The organism is Pseudomonas sp. MF6767 (assembly GCF_016405475.1).
GTDB classification, from domain to species: Bacteria; Pseudomonadota; Gammaproteobacteria; order Pseudomonadales; family Pseudomonadaceae; genus Aquipseudomonas; species Aquipseudomonas paracarnis.
In genome coordinates this window covers 17,969-35,072 of record NZ_JAEKCY010000028.1, presented here as the reverse complement: position 1 = coordinate 35,072, position 17,104 = coordinate 17,969, and the positions used below count along the sequence as shown (strand labels likewise).

Sequence of the window (17,104 nt, the reverse complement as noted above, 5' to 3'; positions counted from 1 at the left end):
ACGGCTGGCTTCAGCATCCGGTTTTCAATGGACTGCAAGGTTTTCCCGAGCCCACTGCTCAGCAGTGGTGACAGGAATCGATTGTTGCTCGTTGAACGTGGCCGCCTTAGGCCAGGCCACACCTTTGGCTTGTGCGAATACAGCACGGTACTTCTTGATGTGGTGCGTGGGGTCTTTTTCCAGTGCCTGCATGAGATAGTCAACCGTCCACACGTTGCGTTTGAACGGGCGATCCAGAACGCGTTCCAGCATGCTCGCAACCTGCCCATACGTGACGGTGTCGCCGGCGAGATAGACAATCTGATTGCGCATGCGCGGTTCGAAGAACACGATTTGCGCTGTCAGCGTACCGATGTCGTCCGGTGTCGTGAGCGTCACGCTGTTCTCGAGGCTGCCCAGGGCGTTCACTGTGTTGTTGTCGAAGTCGACGACCTCGAACACCGGCTCGAACAGGAAGCTGGTGAACATGCCTGTCGAGATGATGACCCATTCAGTGTTGTCCTGGGCGCGCAGCAACTCACGCACATCCAGTTGGGCATCGAACAGATCCTGGGGGCTGCCCCGGCCAATCACTTCGAAATCCACGCCAAACTGCCAGGGGAAGTAGCGCTTCACGCCGGATTTGAGTGCGGCGGTTGCCAGCTTCATCGGGGTTTCTCGGCCCGCGATCATGCCCGCGCAGCCGATCACGGTATCGAAGCGTGCGAAGACCTTGGCAAGTTGATCGATTGAGTCGTTCACCAGATCTGCGGCGACCATCTGGATGCCCAGGCTGCGCAGCTCATCGATGTCTGCCTTTTTCTCGGGCGCTTGAGTGTTGATGGTCGATTCCCTGAGTAATACGCTGATGGTGGAACCGGGCGCGCGTTTGGCCTCCCGCGCCAGGTTGCGCAAAACCGGCAGGCCGAGTTCGCCGGCACCTAGAACGAGGATCGATTGAGGGGGAAGTGGGGTCATTTCAGGCATGATTTCTCCGCAGACCTGTTGGCGATAAGATGAGCCCATGCTGGCACGATTCGGCAGCGCTCATAAGAAGGCACACGTGTGATACCAGGGGTAGAAATGACCGATCAGGAAACGCTCAGCCAGGCAGAAGTTATCTGCCAGTCGCTCAGGGAGGAGGACGATGGCGTCAGGCGTGAAGTCCTTGCTCACGCTGGTAGCCGCTGGGCATTGGGCATCCTGCATGCCCTGGGTGTGTACGGTGCAATGCGTCATGCCGAGATAAAACGACAGATGACGGGTGTGACTCAGCGCATGTTGACCAAGACGCTTCGTGCCATGGAGCGCGATGGTTTGTTGGTTCGGCGCGAGTTCGGTGAAATTCCGCCACGCGTCGAGTACGAGCTGACGCCCCTGGGCCGAGAGCTTTTGATTCGCATGTCGCCTATCTGGACCTGGGTGGTGGAAAACGTGGAGGACTTTCGCAAGGCTCGGCGTATTTTCGACAGTCAGGAGGGCAAAAAACCGGCATGGCAGGTTCCCACACCGGTTTCCGATGCGCCTCGGTAAGCGCTACTTCTCGATGAAGACTTTGCAAGTGTACGCCTCGATCCACCCCTAGCTGTACGGGGCGCAGCGCGCCATAACCCACTACTGTCGCAGGCACATCACCACCGCTTGGATGCCGCGCCATGTTCATGTCTACCAGCCTGTTATCAGCCTTCGTGCTGTTCGCTTTTGTCTCTTCGATCACCCCAGGGCCCAACAACACCATGTTACTGGCCTCAGGCGTGAATTTCGGCTTTCGCCGTTCGATGCCCCATGCGCTGGGGATCAGCATTGGCTTCATGCTGTTGGTGATTTGTGTGGGGCTGGGCTTGGGCGAGGTGTTCAAGCTGTTTCCGTGGGCCTACACGCTATTGCGTTATGTCGGCGCCGCGTATTTGTTGTATCTGGCGTGGAAGATTGCCAATGCGGGCGGCATGTCTGATAACCCGGATGAACATGGCAAGCCGATGACCTTCCTCGGTGCGGCGGCCTTCCAGTGGGTCAACCCCAAGGCGTGGATCATGGCGCTGGGGGCGATCACTACGTACACGCCGGCCGAGGGTTATGTCACCAATGTGCTGGTGATTGCCTTGGTGTTTGCGGTGGTTAACCTGCCGAGTGTGTGCGTGTGGGTGGGGTGTGGCAGCGGCTTGCGCAACTTGCTGCGTGAGCCGCGCTGGTTGCGGATGTTCAACTGGTCCATGGCCGGGCTGTTGGTGCTGTCGCTGTATCCGATGCTGTTTGTGGGCTGAGGTGGCGTAGGTAACGCGTTGACTGTCAGGCCGTCATCGCAGCATAGGTATCTACATAACTTCGGCACGACGCTAAATCTGTGGCGAGGGAGCTTGCTCCCGCGACGGCCTGGCAGCCGACACAGATATAACTGATGCGCCGCGATCCAATGTGGGAGCTGGCTTGCCTGCGATGACCATAGGTATCTACACAGCTTTGCAAAGCACCCGTAGCAGCCGACGGTAACCACGATGCGAAGCGAGTCGCTCTTGATCTGCTTTTGATCTTAGGCGCCCCGTCAAACCACGCTGGCCGGAATCAAAAGTGAGCCGCTGTAAAAGCGGAACCCTAAGTGGCCGCTACCGCAGGAATGGATATGTACACGGTCCAACTGAGTTGACCGTCAGGCCGTCATCGCAGGCAAGCCAGCTCCCACATTTAGGTCGCGGGGCGTCAGGTAGATCACCGTCGGTTGGCAGGCCGTCACGGGAGCAAGCTCCCTCGCCACGATGCGGGATTAGACCGGCGAGATGGTCGCCAACATGCCGATGCCAATGGTCAATACCAAAAAGCCGAACAGGAAAATTGCCATCTTGGTCATAAGGCCTCCGAGGGGAAGGGGACGACAGGAGTGTCGGGATGGGGCTATTGTCCGCCTCAAGCGGTTTTCAATACAGGCGCAGATCGAAAAGAAAAAACCGTATCAGATCACCGCGCAGCGCCTGGGCCGTGGCTTTTCAAGCGACCAGTTTTTATCAAGATCAGTGCAATGGCCGCTGCCAGCCTCGAGCGTCACCTGAGACAGGCACTGCATTTGCCCCTAAGATAGCCCCCACTGCACAACAATAAGCGTGGGCCGACCCTCGATGGAAAGACGCCAGTTCAGCGGTGGCATGCAAGGCAAGAACCTGCGCTACCTCAGTGATAATCCCCAGCAATCGACGTCGGTCACCCGTGTCGGTTTTTTGCTGCTCGAACACTTCTCCTTGCCGGCCTTTACCCAGACCCTCGACACGCTGGTGACCGCCAACCTGTTGCGCCCTGATCTGTTCGCTACGCGCACTTTCGGGTGGGGCGAGGGCGAAGTCATCAGCGACTTGGGCCTGATCATTCGCCCGGATGCGAACCTGATGCTGGCGAGCTTGCAGGACTTGGACCTGTTGGTGATCTGCGGTGGTTTTCGCACCGAACTCAAGGCGAGCGAGCCATTTATCCAATGGCTGCGCAGTGCGGGTGAAGCGGGCGTGCGACTTGCCGGTTTGTGGAACGGCTCGTGGTTCCTCGGGCGTGCGGGGCTGCTGCAGGGTTACCGTTGTGCCATCCACCCCGAACATCGCCCGGCGCTGGCCGAAGTGTCCAAGGCGGCGCAGGTCACCAGCGAGCCCTACGTGATCGACCGCGACCGCCTCACCGCGTCCAGCCCCTCGGGGGCTTTCCATATGGCCTTGGACTGGATTAAGAGCCTGCATGGCAAAGCCTTGGTCGAAGGCATCGAAGATATCCTGGCGTTCGAAGAGTCGCGCTACCGCCGCATCAAACCCACCGAAAACATGTGTGTCAGCGCGCCGCTGCGCGAGGTGGTGAAGTTGATGGACGCCAACCTCGAAGAACCCCTGGAACTCGATCAACTCGCCGTCTACGCCGGCCGTTCCCGCCGTCAGCTGGAGCGCCTGTTCAAAGAACAGCTGGGCACCACGCCGCAGCGCTACTACATGGAACTGCGCGTCACTGAGGCGCGACGCCTGTTGCAGCACACCGAGTTATCCCAAGTGGATGTGCTGGTGGCGTGCGGGTTTGTCTCGCCGAGCCATTTCAGCAAATGCTACAGCGCGTATTTCGGCTATCGCCCCTCCAAGGAGAAGCGGTTGGTCAAGTAGCCTGGCGGGTGTAGCAAGATTTTCACGAGGAGTGGCAATGGATATCACGCTTTTGGATCGTTATCGCGGCAGCCTACTTGGGCTGGCGTGTGGCGATGCTGTAGGGACGACGGTTGAATTCATGCCCCGCGGCAGCTTTTCTCCCGTGACGGATATGCTAGGCGGCGGACCGTTTAGCCTCAAGCCTGGCCAATGGACTGACGATACGTCCATGGCACTGTGTCTGGCCGAAAGCCTGTTGCGCAAAGGCGGTTTTGACGCGATGGACCAGATGGGACGTTATCTGAATTGGTGGAAGTGGGGTTACTTGAGTTCTACCGGAGAGTGCTTTGATATCGGCATGACGGTTCGCGAAGCGCTGGAGCAATTTCAGCAAAGTGGCAACGCTTTTGCGGGCTCAACGCATCCGTATTCGGCCGGCAATGGTTCAATGATGCGTCTCGCACCTGTCGTGTTGTTTTACTTTCCAGATAGGGCGGACATCCACCTGTTTGCCGAGCAAAGCTCGCGAACTACGCATGCCGCGCATGAGGCTATCGAGTGCTGCCTGCTGCTGGCCGAGGCTATCAGCAATGCCCTGAGCGGCGTGCCAAAGAAACAGGTGCTGAGTTTTTCCCACACCGCGCTGTCGGCTCCTAAGGTCAAGGCTATCGCCTCTGGCGACTATCGCGATAAAACCTCTGCTCAAATCGTTGGCTCAGGTTATGCGGTGGCTTCGCTGGAGGCCGCATTCTGGTGTTTCGATCAGACCTCCAACTTTGCTGAAGCGATACTGGCCGCCGCCAACCTTGGGGATGACGCAGACACTACTGCCGCAATCGTTGGGCAACTGGCGGGGGCGTATTACGGCGTCCAGGCTATCCCCGCCGATTGGTTGAACAAGCTATGGATGCGCGATGAAATCCAAGAAACGGCTGATGCGTTATTCAGCACTTCGCGCCTACCACAGTAAGGTTCAGAAACGATCCAGCCGATAAGGCTGTAGTTCTGGCACCTGCTCACCCGCAGCAAGCTGCCCAACCCGCTCGGCCGTCACCGCCGCTTGTGTCAGCCCCAGGTGCTGGTGACCAAATGCAAGCAGCACTTTGCCGTCGCACACCCGGTCAATGATCGGCAGCGAGTCGGGCAGGGAAGGGCGAAACCCCATCCAGGGCGTGGCTTCGCTGTCGCTCAGTTCGTGTCGGAACAACCCTTTGCTCAACCGGTGCAACTGCCAGGCCCGTTGCATATTGGCCGGGCGGTCGAGGCCGGCGAATTCGACCGTGCCGGCCAGGCGCAGGCCACCGGTCATGGGCGTCATGATGAATTTGCGCTCCAGCGAAGTGACCGCGAAGGGCAGGCGCTGTTGTTCGTGGGGCAGCATCAGGTGGTAACCGCGTTCGGTGTCCAGCGGCACTTGTTTGCCGGTGAGAGCTGCGGTGAGTTTGGCCGAGTGGGCGCCGCAGGCGATCAGCACTTGCTGCGCTGTCAGTACGCCTTGGTCGGTCATCAGAGAAACGCCACTACCCTCCAGGCGTCCGTCCAGAACGCGCTGCTGAAGAAATTGCACCCCCTCAGCCTTGGCCGCGTTCACCAGTTCGCCAACCACCGTGTACGGGTCCAGAAAGTGTCCGGTAGCGGGGAAGAACAAACCGCCTTGTATGGCGTCGCTCAGTTGCGGCGCAGCCTTGCGCACCGCATCGCCGCCCCAGAAGTCCACGGCGACGCCTTGCTGCCGCATGCGTTGCTGCACTGCATCCAGTGCAGCGCGGGATTCGGGGCGCTCATACACCAATAGCGAACCGTCTTCACGCAGCAATTGCGTTTGACCCATCGATTGCAGCAAGCGTTGCCACGCGCCCAGGCTGCCTTCGTTCAGCGCGCGAAGGCCTGCCACGGTGCGCTGGTAACGCGCTGGCCGCAGGTTGAGCAACAGGCGGATAAACCAGGGCAGGGCGCGGGGCAGGTAGGTCCAGTCCAGGCGCAGCGGGCCCATGGGGTCCAGCAACATGGCGGGCAAGCGCTTGAGGATCGACAGGTCGGCGATGGGAAACACCTGTTCCGTCGCCAGGTGGCCGGCGTTGCCGTAGGAGGCACCCATGCCGGGTGCCTGCGGGTCGAGCACGACGACATGGCGGCCTTGGCGTGCCAGCTGCAAGGCGCAGGCGACGCCGATAATGCCGGCGCCGACTACTACGATGTCTGCTTGCTTGGGATCGGCCATGATTACGCTTCTCGCTGGCCGTCGAGCAGGCGCCGCAACCGCAGCGGGTTGTCGTGCTGCAGCGCGGTGGGAAGCAAGGTGTCCGGGAAGTCCTGGTAACACACCGGGCGCAGGAACCGCAGAATCGCCGCCGTGCCCACCGACGTACTGCGCGCATCCGAAGTCGCCGGAAAGGGCCCGCCATGCACCATGGCGTCGCACACTTCTACGCCAGTCGGCCAGCCGTTCACCAGCAGGCGCCCAGCCTTGCGCTCCAGCACCGGCAGCAATGCCCGCGCCTGTGGCAGGTCGTGGTCATCCATGTGCAGGGTTGCGGTGAGTTGACCTTCCAGGTGCTCGGACACCTGGCGCATTTGCTCGACATCACGGCACTGCACCACCAGCGAGGCGGCGCCGAATACTTCGGCTTGCAGGTGTTCATTGTTCAGGAACGCCTCGGCCTGGGTCACGAACAGATGGCCCTGGCCCTGGTTCGGCCCGGTCGCTGGCAAGCCCTTGGCGGCGATGTGAGCGTGCTGGGCCAGGGTCTTCAGGCCAGTTTCGTAAGCGCTGAAGATGCCCGGTGTGAGCATGGTCTGGGACGGGCAACGCGAGAGCCGCTCACTGGCAGACTGAATAAAACGGTCCAGAGCGGCGCCTTGCAGAGCGATCACCAGGCCAGGGTTGGTACAGAACTGGCCGGCGCCTTGGGTCAGCGACGCGATGAACCCTTCGGCCAAGGCTTCGCTCCGAGCTTCAAGCGCAGCAGGAAACAGGTACACCGGGTTGATCGAGCTCATTTCCGCATACACCGGGATCGGCTCCGGGCGTGCCTGCGCCGCTTGGCACAGGGCAATACCGCCACTGCGCGACCCCGTGAAGCCCACGGCCTTGATGCGCGGGTGGCGCACCAATGCGATACCCACCTCGTTACCCGCACCATAGAGCAGTGAAAACATACCCTCCGGCAAGCCACAATCTTTCACCGCCCGGGCGATGGCGCGCCCCACCAGCTCGCTGGTGCCGGGGTGCGCGTTATGCGCCTTGACGATCACCGGGCAACCGGCGGCAAGGGCCGATGCGGTATCGCCGCCCGCTACGGAGAAGGCCAGAGGGAAGTTGCTGGCACCGAACACGGCTACCGGACCCAGGGCGATATGGCGCTGGCGCAGGTCGGCACGGGGCAGGGGTTGGCGCTGGGGCTGTGCGGTATCGACGCGCACGTCGAGCCATTCGCCCAGGCGCACGGTGCGGGCAAAAGCGCGCAGTTGCCCGCAGGTACGGCCGCGTTCACCTTCAATGCGTGCGCGAGGCAACCCGGTTTCGGCGCAGGCGCGTTCGATCAACTCATCGCCCAAGGCTTCGATGTGGCTGGCGATGGTTTCAAGCAACGCGGCGCGATCTGCCAAGGTGGTTTCGCGGTAAGCGTCGAACGCGGCCCACGCCAGTGCGCAGGCCTGGTCGACGTGCTGCTCATCCCCGCAAGCGTAGGCGGGTTCCAGTGGGGTGTTGGTAGCGGGGTTGATCGCCCGGATCGCATCGCGATGGCCGCAAACCGATTGCTGACCGATCAGCATCTTGCCTGTCAGAGTCATGGTGAAATCCTGGTAAACAAAAGAGGTGTTGTAGGAGCGAGCTTATGTGGCGAGCAAGCTTGCTTGCGCTGGGGTGCGAAGCGCCCCCAATAAAAGCCGGAGACTGCTGCGCAGTCAGCGGGAGCAAGCTCCCTCGCCACAGCAAGCTCGCTCCTACACAAAATCAAACGACGTTCTGTTCGGCCGACCAGTTGGCATACCACTGGCGGAACAGCGCGTACTGCTGCTCGGCATACCGGCGCTGGGCAGCGCTGAGCTCGTCGGTTTCGTTGAAGTGCAGGGCGTAACCCTGGTTGCCGTTGAGCACCATCAAATGCTTGTAATACAGCACCAGGTCGCAGCCCTCGTCGAACGATGACAACACCGCCAGTGCAGCTTCCAGTTCGCGGGCCTGGCGACGCGCCTTGGCATCGCCCTTGGCGGCCTTTTTGCTCAGGGCCACCAGTTGCAGCACCTCGCGGGGCAGTGCATTGCCGATGCCGGTGATAGCGCCGGTGGCGTTGCAGTTGACGAAGCCGTGTACCACCTGGGTGTCGACGCCGACCATCAGGGTCACATCATCATCCTGGGAGGTGATGTTTTCGGCGGCGTAGCGCAGGTCGGCGGCGCCGCCGAACTCCTTGAAGCCGATCAGGTTCGGGTGTTCGCGGCGCAGTTCGAAGAACAGGTCGGCGCGGGTGGCGAAACCATAGTAGGGGCTGTTGTAGATCACCGCCGGCAGGTTGGGGGCGGCGTTGAGGATTGCTGCAAAGTGGGCCTTTTGCGCAGTGACCGAAGCCCCTCGGGACAGCACGCGGGGAATCACCATCAAACCATCGGCGCCGACTTTGGCGGCATGGGCTGCGTGGGATACGGCTTCACGGCTGTTCACCGCCCCCGTACCGACGATGGTCGGCACACCCGCAGCCACCAGGCGCGCCACGCCTTCCTGGCGCTGGGCCTCGGTGAGCAGCGGCCAGTCGCCCATGGAACCGCAATACACCACGGCACTCATGCCGATGTCGATCAGCTCGCGGCCCTTGGCCACCAGTGCGTCGAAGTCCGGTTGGCGCTCGGCGGTGCAAGGGGTCATCAGGGCGGGCATGCAGCCGGTGAAGATGTTGTCGCTCATGGTGCTAACTCCGGTTTCAGTTGAATGAATAATGGGCTCAGATGCCCCAGGCAAACGGGTCTTGTTCGTCGATCAGCAACGTGCTGTCGGCGGTCATGTAGGCGCGGCCGGTGATGAATGGACGTACGCGTTCGCCGTCCCACTCATAGCGGCCCAGGAACTGGCTGCCGGTGATGCTGGCTTGGACCCAGGGTTCTCCTGCGGCCAGTTTTGCGTCGGCGGCCAGGCAGGCGAGCTTGGCGCTGGTGCCGGTGCCGCAGGGGGAGCGGTCATAGGCTTTGCCGGGGCACATCACGAAGTTGCGGCTGTCGGCGTGGGCGTCGTCGGCGAACAGTTCGATATGGTCGATCAGCGCACCGTCTGCGCCACGGATGCCTTGGGCTTCGAGGGCGTTGAGCATGGCCCAGGTGTAGTCGGTCAGGGCCTCCACGTTGTCCATCTGCAACTCATGGCCGTGGTCCGACACCAGGAAGAACCAGTTGCCGCCCCAGGCGATGTCGCCCAGCACCACGCCATGCCCAGGCACTTCAACCGGCACCTGCTTGCGGTAGCGGTAAGCGGGCACATTGCGCAGGGTCACGCTGCCGTCCTCGTGCAAGGTGGCCGCGACCGGGCCGACCGGCGTGTCAAGGCTGTGCACGCCCGGTTGGATCAGCCCCAGGTGGTGCAGCGAGGCAACCAGGCCGATGGTGCCGTGGCCGCACATGCCGAGGTAGCCGGCGTTGTTGAAGAAGATCACCCCGCAGGTCGCCCCCGGCGTGACTGGCGCACAGTACAGCGCGCCTACCAGTACGTCGTTGCCCCGTGGCTCCAGCAGGCAGGCGCGGCGCCATTGATCGTGGTGGGTGCGCAGGTGCTCCAGTTGCTCGGCGATCGAGGCACCGACCAGTTCGGGAAAGCCGCTCATGACCAAGCGTGTAGGTTCACCGCCGGTGTGTGAGTCAATCACATGCAGCCGTTTCATAAGGCGCTCCATCAGTGGGTAGTCGGGGATAGTGGGGCGCTGTAGTGCGCGTCGCTGACGGCTTCGCTTTCGTCCTCTTCCTGCTCCAGGCGTACCCAGTGGGCGGGTACACCGGTGGCGGCGCCCCAGTAGTAAATGCCCAGGGCGCAGGCCGCCACCACCAAGGTGTCAAACGGGTGGCTGATCACCCCGATACCGCCAAAGCTGCCGAGTTTGGAGAGCAGGATGGTCACGGCGTAGAAGCCGATCAGCCACGCCGAGGAGCGCACTTGTTGCTTGAGGTTCAGGTGCGCGGTCGGCACCCAGCGCGCGCACAGCAGGTACACCGCAAACATCAGAATTTGCAGGCCCAGCAGCCATGACACCGTGCTCCAGCCCGACCAGTACACGATCAACGCAGCGATGATGAATGACAGCGGGCCCAGCACCGCCATGCCCTTGACCCGAAACGGGCGCGCCATGTCGGGTGCATTGCGGCGCAGGGCGGCGACTGTCACCGGGGCCACGGCATAACTGAGGATCAGGGCGGCGGACACCACGTTGATCAGCGCTTCCCAAGACGGGAACGGCAAGGTCCAGAACACCGACAGGCCAAAGGTCAGCCACAGCGCCGGGCGCGGGATGCCGGACTTCTCATCGATGCGCGTGAAGATCTTGAAAAAGGTGCCGGTCTGCGCCCATCCATACACCACGCGCGGGGTGGCGTTCATGTAGATGTTGCCGCAGCCGCTGGGGGAGATCACTGCATCGGCCACCACCAGGTAGGCCAGCCAGCCCACGCCCAGCGCCAGGGCGATATCGCGATAGGGCAGGGCCAGTTCCTTGCTGATGCCGGCCCAGCCATTGGCGAGCATTTCGGTAGGCACGCCGCCGAGGAACGCGGTTTGCAGCAGCACATAGATGGCCGTAGACAACAATACCGAGAGGATCAAGGCGATGGGGATGGTGCGCTGTGGGTTTTTCACTTCGCTGGCCACCGAAATGATCGGCGTCAGGCCCAGGTAGGCAAAGATCACCCCGCCTGCCGACACGGCCATCTCGATGCCCGACAAGCCGAACGGTGCAAAGCCATGCACCTGGAAGTTCTCCGGCTTGAAGAAGGTGAACAGCACGCCGATCACCAGCAACGGCACGATGAACTTGAATACGCTCACCAGGTTATTGGCGATGGCAAAGGTCTTCACGCTGCGGTAATTGAGCACAAAGAACAGGCACAGCAAGGCAAATTGCACCAGCCAGCCCAGGGTGGTGGGGTCGCTGGAGCCGGCCTTGGTCAGCTCTGGAAACCAGGCTGCCGCATATTGACGCGAGGCGACCACTTCAATCGCCACCAGGCTGGAAAACGCGATCAGCGTGATAAAGCCCATCAGGTAGCCCAGCAGCGGGCCATGGGAATACACCGGGTAGCGCACCACGCCGCCAGCGCGGGGCAGGGCGGCGCCCAGTTCGCAGTAGACAATGCCCAGCAACAGCACGGCGAAACCGCCCAGCAGCCAGGAAAAAATCCCCGCCGGGCCTGCGATGGCAGACACGTGACTGGCGGCGAACAACCAACCCGATCCGAAGATGGCTCCCAACCCGATAAAGGTGAGGTCCATCAGTGACAGCTGTTTCTTGAACTTGCCTTGGCCTGACATAGCGGCGCCTTCTTGTGAGTTATTGGATAGGCATGCAGTGGCGCTATCCTGAACCCATCAGGCAGGCTGACGATTGATGTTTTGCGCAGGGATGGATGACGAATTCAGCACAATTTGCCGCGCTCGACAGCGCTCGCCCCATGCCTCAATCTGCTGGCTGTCGACGAATAAAGGGGCTGAGAAAGTCATGTTGCAAAGCGCGTTCGCGAGCCTTTTCCAAGGCAGCCGACCCCACAGCATCGAGCAGCTATTAAGCGGGGTAGAGCAGTTGCTGCCGATGCTTGATGTACTGCCCAATGCTGCGATTTTCATCAAGGACATCGACGCTCGCTACGTGCTCGCCAACCGCACCCTGGTGCAACGCTGCGGCCTCAAACACCTGCAACCGCTGCTGGGCAAGACCAGCGCCGAAGTGTTTCCTTCGCAATTGGGCCCCGGCTATACCGAGCAGGACCGGCGCGTGCTGAAGCAAGGCCTGGTACTGGAGGATCAACTCGAACTGCACCTCTACGGCACCCGCGAACCGGGCTGGTGCCTGACCCACAAGTGGCCGCTGTACAACCAGCTCGGTGCGATCATCGGCCTGGCCGGGATCTCGGTAGATCTGCAATCAGCCAGTGAAACCCACCCGGCCTATCAGCGTCTGGCGGCGGTGGACGAACACATCCGCAGCCATTTCAACCGACGTGTCACCCTGGGGGAATTGACCCGAATCGCCGGGATTTCCGTGGCGCAACTGGAGCGCTACTGCAAGCGCGTGTTTCACCTCACGCCTCGGCAAATGATCCAGAAAGTCCGGCTGGAACATGCCCGGCGGTTGTTGCATACCGAGCTGCCGATTACCGAGGTTGCGCTGCAATGCGGGTACACCGATCACAGCGCGTTTACCCGGCAGTTCAAATCTTCAACCGGGTTCACCCCTAGGCAGTACCGGCAAGCCACGCAAGGCAGCAGCGCAGGTGAATGTCTTCTGTAGGAGCGAGCTTGCTCGCGAAAAACTCACAGGCGCCGCGTTCATTCAGGAAGCACGCGTTATCGTTGACGTTTTTCGCGAGCAAGCTCGCTCCTACAGGGTAAGCGTTCTATTGCGATGCAACGAATGCCGCCCACGCCCCTCATATGCTTACACCGACCCTTTTCACCACGACAGGTACCGAGCTTATGACCGCGGCGAACAACGATCATGTGAACTGGCTGGTGCAACATTCCATGCTCCACGCAGCGCGGCAGCGGGCCAAGCTGTATTCGGGGCAAGGCCGCCTGTGGCAGCAGCCTTATGCACAGACCCGGCCGCGTGACGCTTCGGCCTTGTCGTCGGTGTGGTTCACGGCCTACCCCGCGTCGATTGTCACCCGCGAAGGCGGCACCGTGCTGGAAGCGTTGGGGGACGAAACCCTGTGGCATACCCTGTCGAAGATCGGCATCCAGGGCATTCACAACGGCCCGCTGAAGAAGTCCGGTGGTTTGTCTGGCACCGAGCACACCCCGACCATCGACGGCAATTTCGACCGCATCAGCTTCGACATCGACCCGCAACTGGGCACCGAGGCACAATTGCAGGCCTTGACGCGCATGGCTGCCGCGCACAATGCGGTGATCATCGACGATGTGATCCCGTCGCACACCGGCAAGGGCGCGGACTTTCGCCTGGCAGAAATGGCCTATGAGGACTATCCCGGCCTGTACCACATGGTCGAAATCCGCGAGGAAGACTGGCCGTTGCTGCCCGACGTGGCTGCCGGACGCGATGCACAAAACCTCAGCCCCTCCCAGGTAGACGCACTGCGCGACAAGCACTACATCGTCGGCCAATTGCAGCGGGTGATTTTCTTCGAGCCCGGCGTCAAAGAAACCGACTGGAGCGCCACCCCGGTGGTGCTCGGCGTAGATGGCAAGCCGCGGCGCTGGGTGTACCTGCATTACTTCAAGGAAGGCCAGCCGTCGCTCAACTGGCTCGACCCTTCGTTTGCTGCGCAGCAGATGATCATCGGTGATGCGCTGCACGCCATTGATGTGATGGGCGCGAAAATCCTGCGCCTGGATGCCAATGGCTTTCTCGGCGTGGAGCGCAAGCTCGATGGCACGGCCTGGTCCGAAAGCCATCCGCTGTCGATCACCGGCAATCAGTTACTCGGCGGCGCCATTCGCAAGGCGGGCGGGTTCAGTTTTCAGGAACTCAACCTCACCGTGGACGACATCGCGTCCATGTCCCACGGCGGCGCTGACCTGTCTTATGACTTCATCACCCGGCCGGCCTACCAGCATGCATTGCTGATGGGCGACACCGAGTTCCTGCGTCTGATGCTGCGCCAGATGCACAGCCTCGGCATCGACCCCGGCTCGCTGATTCACGCGCTACAGAACCACGATGAACTGACCCTGGAGCTGGTGCACTTCTGGACGCTGCACGCCCATGACAGCTTCCTGTTCCAGGGCCAGACCTTCCCCGGCAACATCCTGCGCGAGCATATCCGCGAACAGATGTACGAACGCCTGACCGGTGAGCATGCGCCGTATAACCTCAAGTTCGTGACCAACGGCGTGTCCTGCACCACCGCCAGCATCATCACCGCAGCCCTGGGTATTCGTGACCTGGAGGCGATCACCCCGGCGGATATCCAGCAGATTCGCCAGATCCATTTGCTGCTGGTGATGTACAACGCCATGCAACCTGGGGTGTTTGCCTTGTCCGGCTGGGACCTGGTGGGCGCGCTGCCGTTGGCGGCCGAAGAGGTGGCGCATTTGATGGCCGATGGCGACACACGCTGGATTCACCGTGGCGCCTATGATCTGGTAGACCTGAACCCCGACGCCGAACTGTCAGCTGGGCAAATGCCGCGCTCCAAAAGCCTGTATGGCAGCCTGAACAGCCAACTGCAGGACCCGGAGTCCTTTGCCTCCCAACTGCAAAAAATCCTCGCCGTACGCCGCGCCTACGACATCGCCGCCAGCCGCCAGATCCTGGTGCCGGACGTCGAGCATCCAGGCTTGCTGATCATGGTGCACGAACTACCGGCGGGTAAGGGCACGCAAATCACTGCGCTGAACTTTGGCGCCACGCCGATCACCGAAACCCTGCACCTGCCCAACATCGCACCGGGGCCGGTGGTGGATATCATCAATGAGCGGGTGGAAGGCGATTTGACCGAGGAGGGCGCGTTCACGATTACGTTGGACGCGTATGAAGGGTTGGCGTTGCGGGTGGTGAGCAGCACGCCGATGTAAAGGCGACGAAACGGTAACTGTGGCGAGGGAGCTTGCTCCCGTTGGACTGCGTAGCAGTCCCAGCCTCTTTGAACAAAAGAGCGGGGCGGCTTCGCGCCCCAACGGGAGCAAGCTCCCTCGCCACAGGTCAGTGTTTGGTGGCTAACAGCGCCGTGCCACGCGATCAGTGGTGCTTGTTCTTGTGCTTATGTTTGTTGCCTTTGTGCTTGCCACCACCGGAACGATGACCGCTCTCGTCATCGGCCAGGTTGTTACCCAGCGCGCCACCGGCTGCGCCACCCACGCCGGCGCCGATGGTTGAACCGGTGGTGCCGCCCAGGCGATTGCCAATCAGCGAACCGCCTGCCGAGCCCAAACCGCCGCCAATCGCCGCTTCGGTCTTGTTGCCCTTCTGCGCACCCACTGCACTCCCGGCTGCGCCCCCCACGCCGGCGCCTATGGCCGCACCTGTCGAGCCACCAAGCTGCTGGCCGACCACGTTGCCCAATACACCGCCGACACCGCCTCCCAGCGCCGCCGTACCATCTCCAGCGGCCAGGGCCCCTTGGGTGATCAGAATGCCCAATGCCAGGGCCGGGAATGTCATTTTCATTTTTTTGTACCTCAAGGGCTGTCTCAGGCGCTCACGGGGTAAAGCACGCCTGGCATTTTGATTAGAGCACACGCCATAACACTTGGGCTTGGGTGATCGCCCCTTGCGCAAGAAAAATTTTTTCCAGCCCTCTTGAATTCCTTTTGCGCGTCCATAAATTTTTGATCACGCGATGCCGAATCCGGGTCGTGTACTAAATCACTTGGAGAAACTCAGGAGATTTTAAAATGGCTACTACCCTGTCGTTGGCCCCACTGTTTCGTCAATCGGTGGGCTTTGATCGCTTCAATGACCTGTTCGAGTCGGCGCTGCGCAGCGAGGCTCCGAATTCCTATCCACCTCACAACGTGGAAAAGCACGGTGACGACGCGTACCGCATCGTGATCGCCGTGGCTGGCCTGACCGAGGAGGATCTGGATATCCAGGTCGAGAGGGGTGTATTGACGGTTTCCGGCGGAAAACGCGAAACCGACGATAAGGTCGCTTACCTGCACCAGGGCATTGCCCAACGTGCGTTCCGGTTGTCGTTCCGCTTGGCGGACCATATCGAAGTACGTGGCGCATCCCTGACCAACGGTTTGCTCAACATCGACCTGCTGCGTGAAGTGCCTGAAGAGGCCAAGCCAAAACGCATCATGATTGGTGGTGAGACCAAACCCGAGCTGCGTCAGGTCAGCTTGCAGTAAAACAATCGGCGGTAAAAAGGCGCTCTACGGAGCGCCTTTTTTGTGCGCGCTGCAAACGCAAGCCGGCTAAGCCTGGGTATTGGGTGCAAACAACTGCTTGGCCTCGGCAAAACACTTCTCTGCAATGACCGAGCGCGGTTCGGTCTTGCGCATCACCATGCCCAGGGGCGCAAGGACGCTGGCATCCGGCAGGTGGATAAACGCCAGGTTCTCGATGGGGCTTTCCAGGCCGCTGTCCAACGGCATGATCGCGCAACAGAAGCCTTCGTGGATGGCCTGGAACAGTTGAAAGGTGGAGTCGCTTTCCAGAATCGGCTGGGGATCGAGACCGCGGCTGCGGAAACTCAAGTCGATGGATTTTCGGTAGTGCATGCCATTGCTGATCATCCCAAGGGGCAGTTCGGCGGCTTCTTCCCAGCTCATCTGTGTGCCTTCGAAGTGGAAGTGGCGGGTGTCGTACAGCAGGCCGACGCGGGTTTCGCCCAGCTCGAAAAACTCCAGGTAATTGGGGCTGACGTGGTCCAGGTAGCACACGCCCAGGTCCAGTTGGTTGGTGCCCAAGGCTTCGATGATTTTGTCCGAACTCATGGAGGTGAGGCTGAACTTGAGTTCCGGGAAGCTGTGGGACAAACCCTGGATAAAGCTGATCGGGTTGAAGCCGCTCAGGGGCACCAGGCCCAGGCGCAGGTTACCGACCAACTGGCCGCGACACGCAGCGGCTTCGGCGAACAGGCCGTCGTGTGCGGCGAGCAGGGTCCTGGCCCAGGCCAATACGCGTTCGCCGGCCTGGGTGAAACCTTCGAAGCGTTGGCCGCGGGTTACCAGCTCCAGGCCCAGTTCTTCCTCCAGGTTGCGCAGGCGCATCGACAGGGTGGGCTGGGTGATGTTGCAGCGCGCGGCGGCCTGACCGAAATGGCGGGTCTGCTCCAGCGCGATCAGGAATTTAAGCTGCTTGATGTCCATGAAGGCACCTGCCTGGAAATAAGTGAACGGTCATGATTGGCGCAAGTGC

Annotated in this window: 15 protein-coding genes; 7 read left to right on the top strand and 8 right to left on the bottom strand. The window is 61.2% G+C overall.

The window, feature by feature from the left end; all coding sequences use genetic code 11:
• Positions 1 to 24: 24 nt before the first annotated feature.
• A complete protein-coding gene (locus JFT58_RS27695) occupies positions 25 to 966 on the bottom strand; it encodes an aromatic alcohol reductase (RefSeq protein ID WP_054897394.1) in 942 nt (313 codons plus the stop codon).
• Positions 967 to 1,062: 96 nt separating this feature from the next.
• Between JFT58_RS27695 and JFT58_RS27690 the strand changes: the two genes are divergently transcribed.
• From JFT58_RS27690 to JFT58_RS27675, 4 genes are all read left to right on the top strand, one after another.
• On the top strand, positions 1,063 to 1,512 hold the full coding sequence (locus tag JFT58_RS27690) for a winged helix-turn-helix transcriptional regulator (RefSeq protein ID WP_054897395.1): 450 nt from the start codon (positions 1,063 to 1,065) through the stop codon (positions 1,510 to 1,512).
• Positions 1,513 to 1,634: 122 nt separating this feature from the next.
• Positions 1,635 to 2,243, top strand: a complete 609-nt coding sequence (locus JFT58_RS27685) for a LysE family translocator (protein ID WP_014718583.1) — start codon at positions 1,635 to 1,637, stop codon at positions 2,241 to 2,243.
• Positions 2,244 to 3,116: 873 nt separating this feature from the next.
• Positions 3,117 to 4,100 (top strand): GlxA family transcriptional regulator, encoded by a 984-nt coding sequence (locus tag JFT58_RS27680; RefSeq protein ID WP_072446538.1) that lies wholly within the window; start codon positions 3,117 to 3,119, stop codon positions 4,098 to 4,100.
• 37 nt (positions 4,101 to 4,137) lie between these two features.
• The gene (locus tag JFT58_RS27675; protein ID WP_054898118.1) at positions 4,138 to 5,052 is read left to right on the top strand and encodes an ADP-ribosylglycohydrolase family protein; all 915 of its coding nucleotides are present in this window, start codon (positions 4,138 to 4,140) and stop codon (positions 5,050 to 5,052) included.
• A gap of 3 nt (positions 5,053 to 5,055) precedes the next feature.
• Here the strand turns inward: JFT58_RS27675 and JFT58_RS27670 are convergent, their stop codons facing one another.
• The 5 genes from JFT58_RS27670 to JFT58_RS27650 all read right to left on the bottom strand — a co-directional run bounded on the left by JFT58_RS27670 (position 5,056) and on the right by JFT58_RS27650 (position 11,589).
• Positions 5,056 to 6,303 (bottom strand): NAD(P)/FAD-dependent oxidoreductase, encoded by a 1,248-nt coding sequence (locus tag JFT58_RS27670; RefSeq protein WP_054898119.1) that lies wholly within the window; start codon positions 6,301 to 6,303, stop codon positions 5,056 to 5,058.
• A 2-nt stretch (positions 6,304 to 6,305) separates the two neighbouring features.
• Positions 6,306 to 7,877 carry an aldehyde dehydrogenase (NADP(+)) gene (locus tag JFT58_RS27665; protein ID WP_054898120.1) on the bottom strand — a complete coding sequence of 524 codons (1,572 nt, stop codon included), beginning with the start codon at positions 7,875 to 7,877 and terminating at the stop codon, positions 6,306 to 6,308.
• A gap of 163 nt (positions 7,878 to 8,040) precedes the next feature.
• Complete coding sequence (locus tag JFT58_RS27660; RefSeq protein ID WP_054898121.1) at positions 8,041 to 8,988, bottom strand: dihydrodipicolinate synthase family protein; 948 nt, start codon at positions 8,986 to 8,988, stop codon at positions 8,041 to 8,043.
• Positions 8,989 to 9,025: 37 nt separating this feature from the next.
• Positions 9,026 to 9,952, bottom strand: coding sequence for a 4-hydroxyproline epimerase (locus JFT58_RS27655; protein ID WP_054898122.1), 927 nt, complete (start codon positions 9,950 to 9,952; stop codon positions 9,026 to 9,028).
• An 11-nt stretch (positions 9,953 to 9,963) separates the two neighbouring features.
• Positions 9,964 to 11,589 carry an APC family permease gene (locus JFT58_RS27650; protein WP_054898123.1) on the bottom strand — a complete coding sequence of 542 codons (1,626 nt, stop codon included), beginning with the start codon at positions 11,587 to 11,589 and terminating at the stop codon, positions 9,964 to 9,966.
• A 187-nt stretch (positions 11,590 to 11,776) separates the two neighbouring features.
• Between JFT58_RS27650 and JFT58_RS27645 the strand changes: the two genes are divergently transcribed.
• Both JFT58_RS27645 and treS read left to right on the top strand, forming a co-directional pair.
• Positions 11,777 to 12,565, top strand: a complete 789-nt coding sequence (locus tag JFT58_RS27645) for an AraC family transcriptional regulator (protein ID WP_054898124.1) — start codon at positions 11,777 to 11,779, stop codon at positions 12,563 to 12,565.
• A 185-nt stretch (positions 12,566 to 12,750) separates the two neighbouring features.
• On the top strand, positions 12,751 to 14,814 hold the full coding sequence (gene treS, locus JFT58_RS27640; protein WP_054898125.1) for a maltose alpha-D-glucosyltransferase: 2,064 nt from the start codon (positions 12,751 to 12,753) through the stop codon (positions 14,812 to 14,814).
• A gap of 163 nt (positions 14,815 to 14,977) precedes the next feature.
• Here the strand turns inward: treS and JFT58_RS27635 are convergent, their stop codons facing one another.
• Positions 14,978 to 15,406 carry a glycine zipper domain-containing protein gene (locus JFT58_RS27635; protein WP_054898126.1) on the bottom strand — a complete coding sequence of 143 codons (429 nt, stop codon included), beginning with the start codon at positions 15,404 to 15,406 and terminating at the stop codon, positions 14,978 to 14,980.
• A gap of 227 nt (positions 15,407 to 15,633) precedes the next feature.
• On the opposite strand from JFT58_RS27635, the gene JFT58_RS27630 reads away from it, so the two are divergent.
• Complete coding sequence (locus tag JFT58_RS27630; protein ID WP_014718573.1) at positions 15,634 to 16,092, top strand: Hsp20 family protein; 459 nt, start codon at positions 15,634 to 15,636, stop codon at positions 16,090 to 16,092.
• Between the two features lie 66 nt (positions 16,093 to 16,158).
• Here JFT58_RS27630 and JFT58_RS27625 read toward each other — a convergent pair whose 3' ends face one another.
• Entirely contained in the window at positions 16,159 to 17,055 is an 897-nt protein-coding gene (locus JFT58_RS27625) for a LysR family transcriptional regulator (RefSeq protein ID WP_054898127.1), read from the bottom strand.
• Between the last annotated feature and the right edge of the window lie 49 nt (positions 17,056 to 17,104).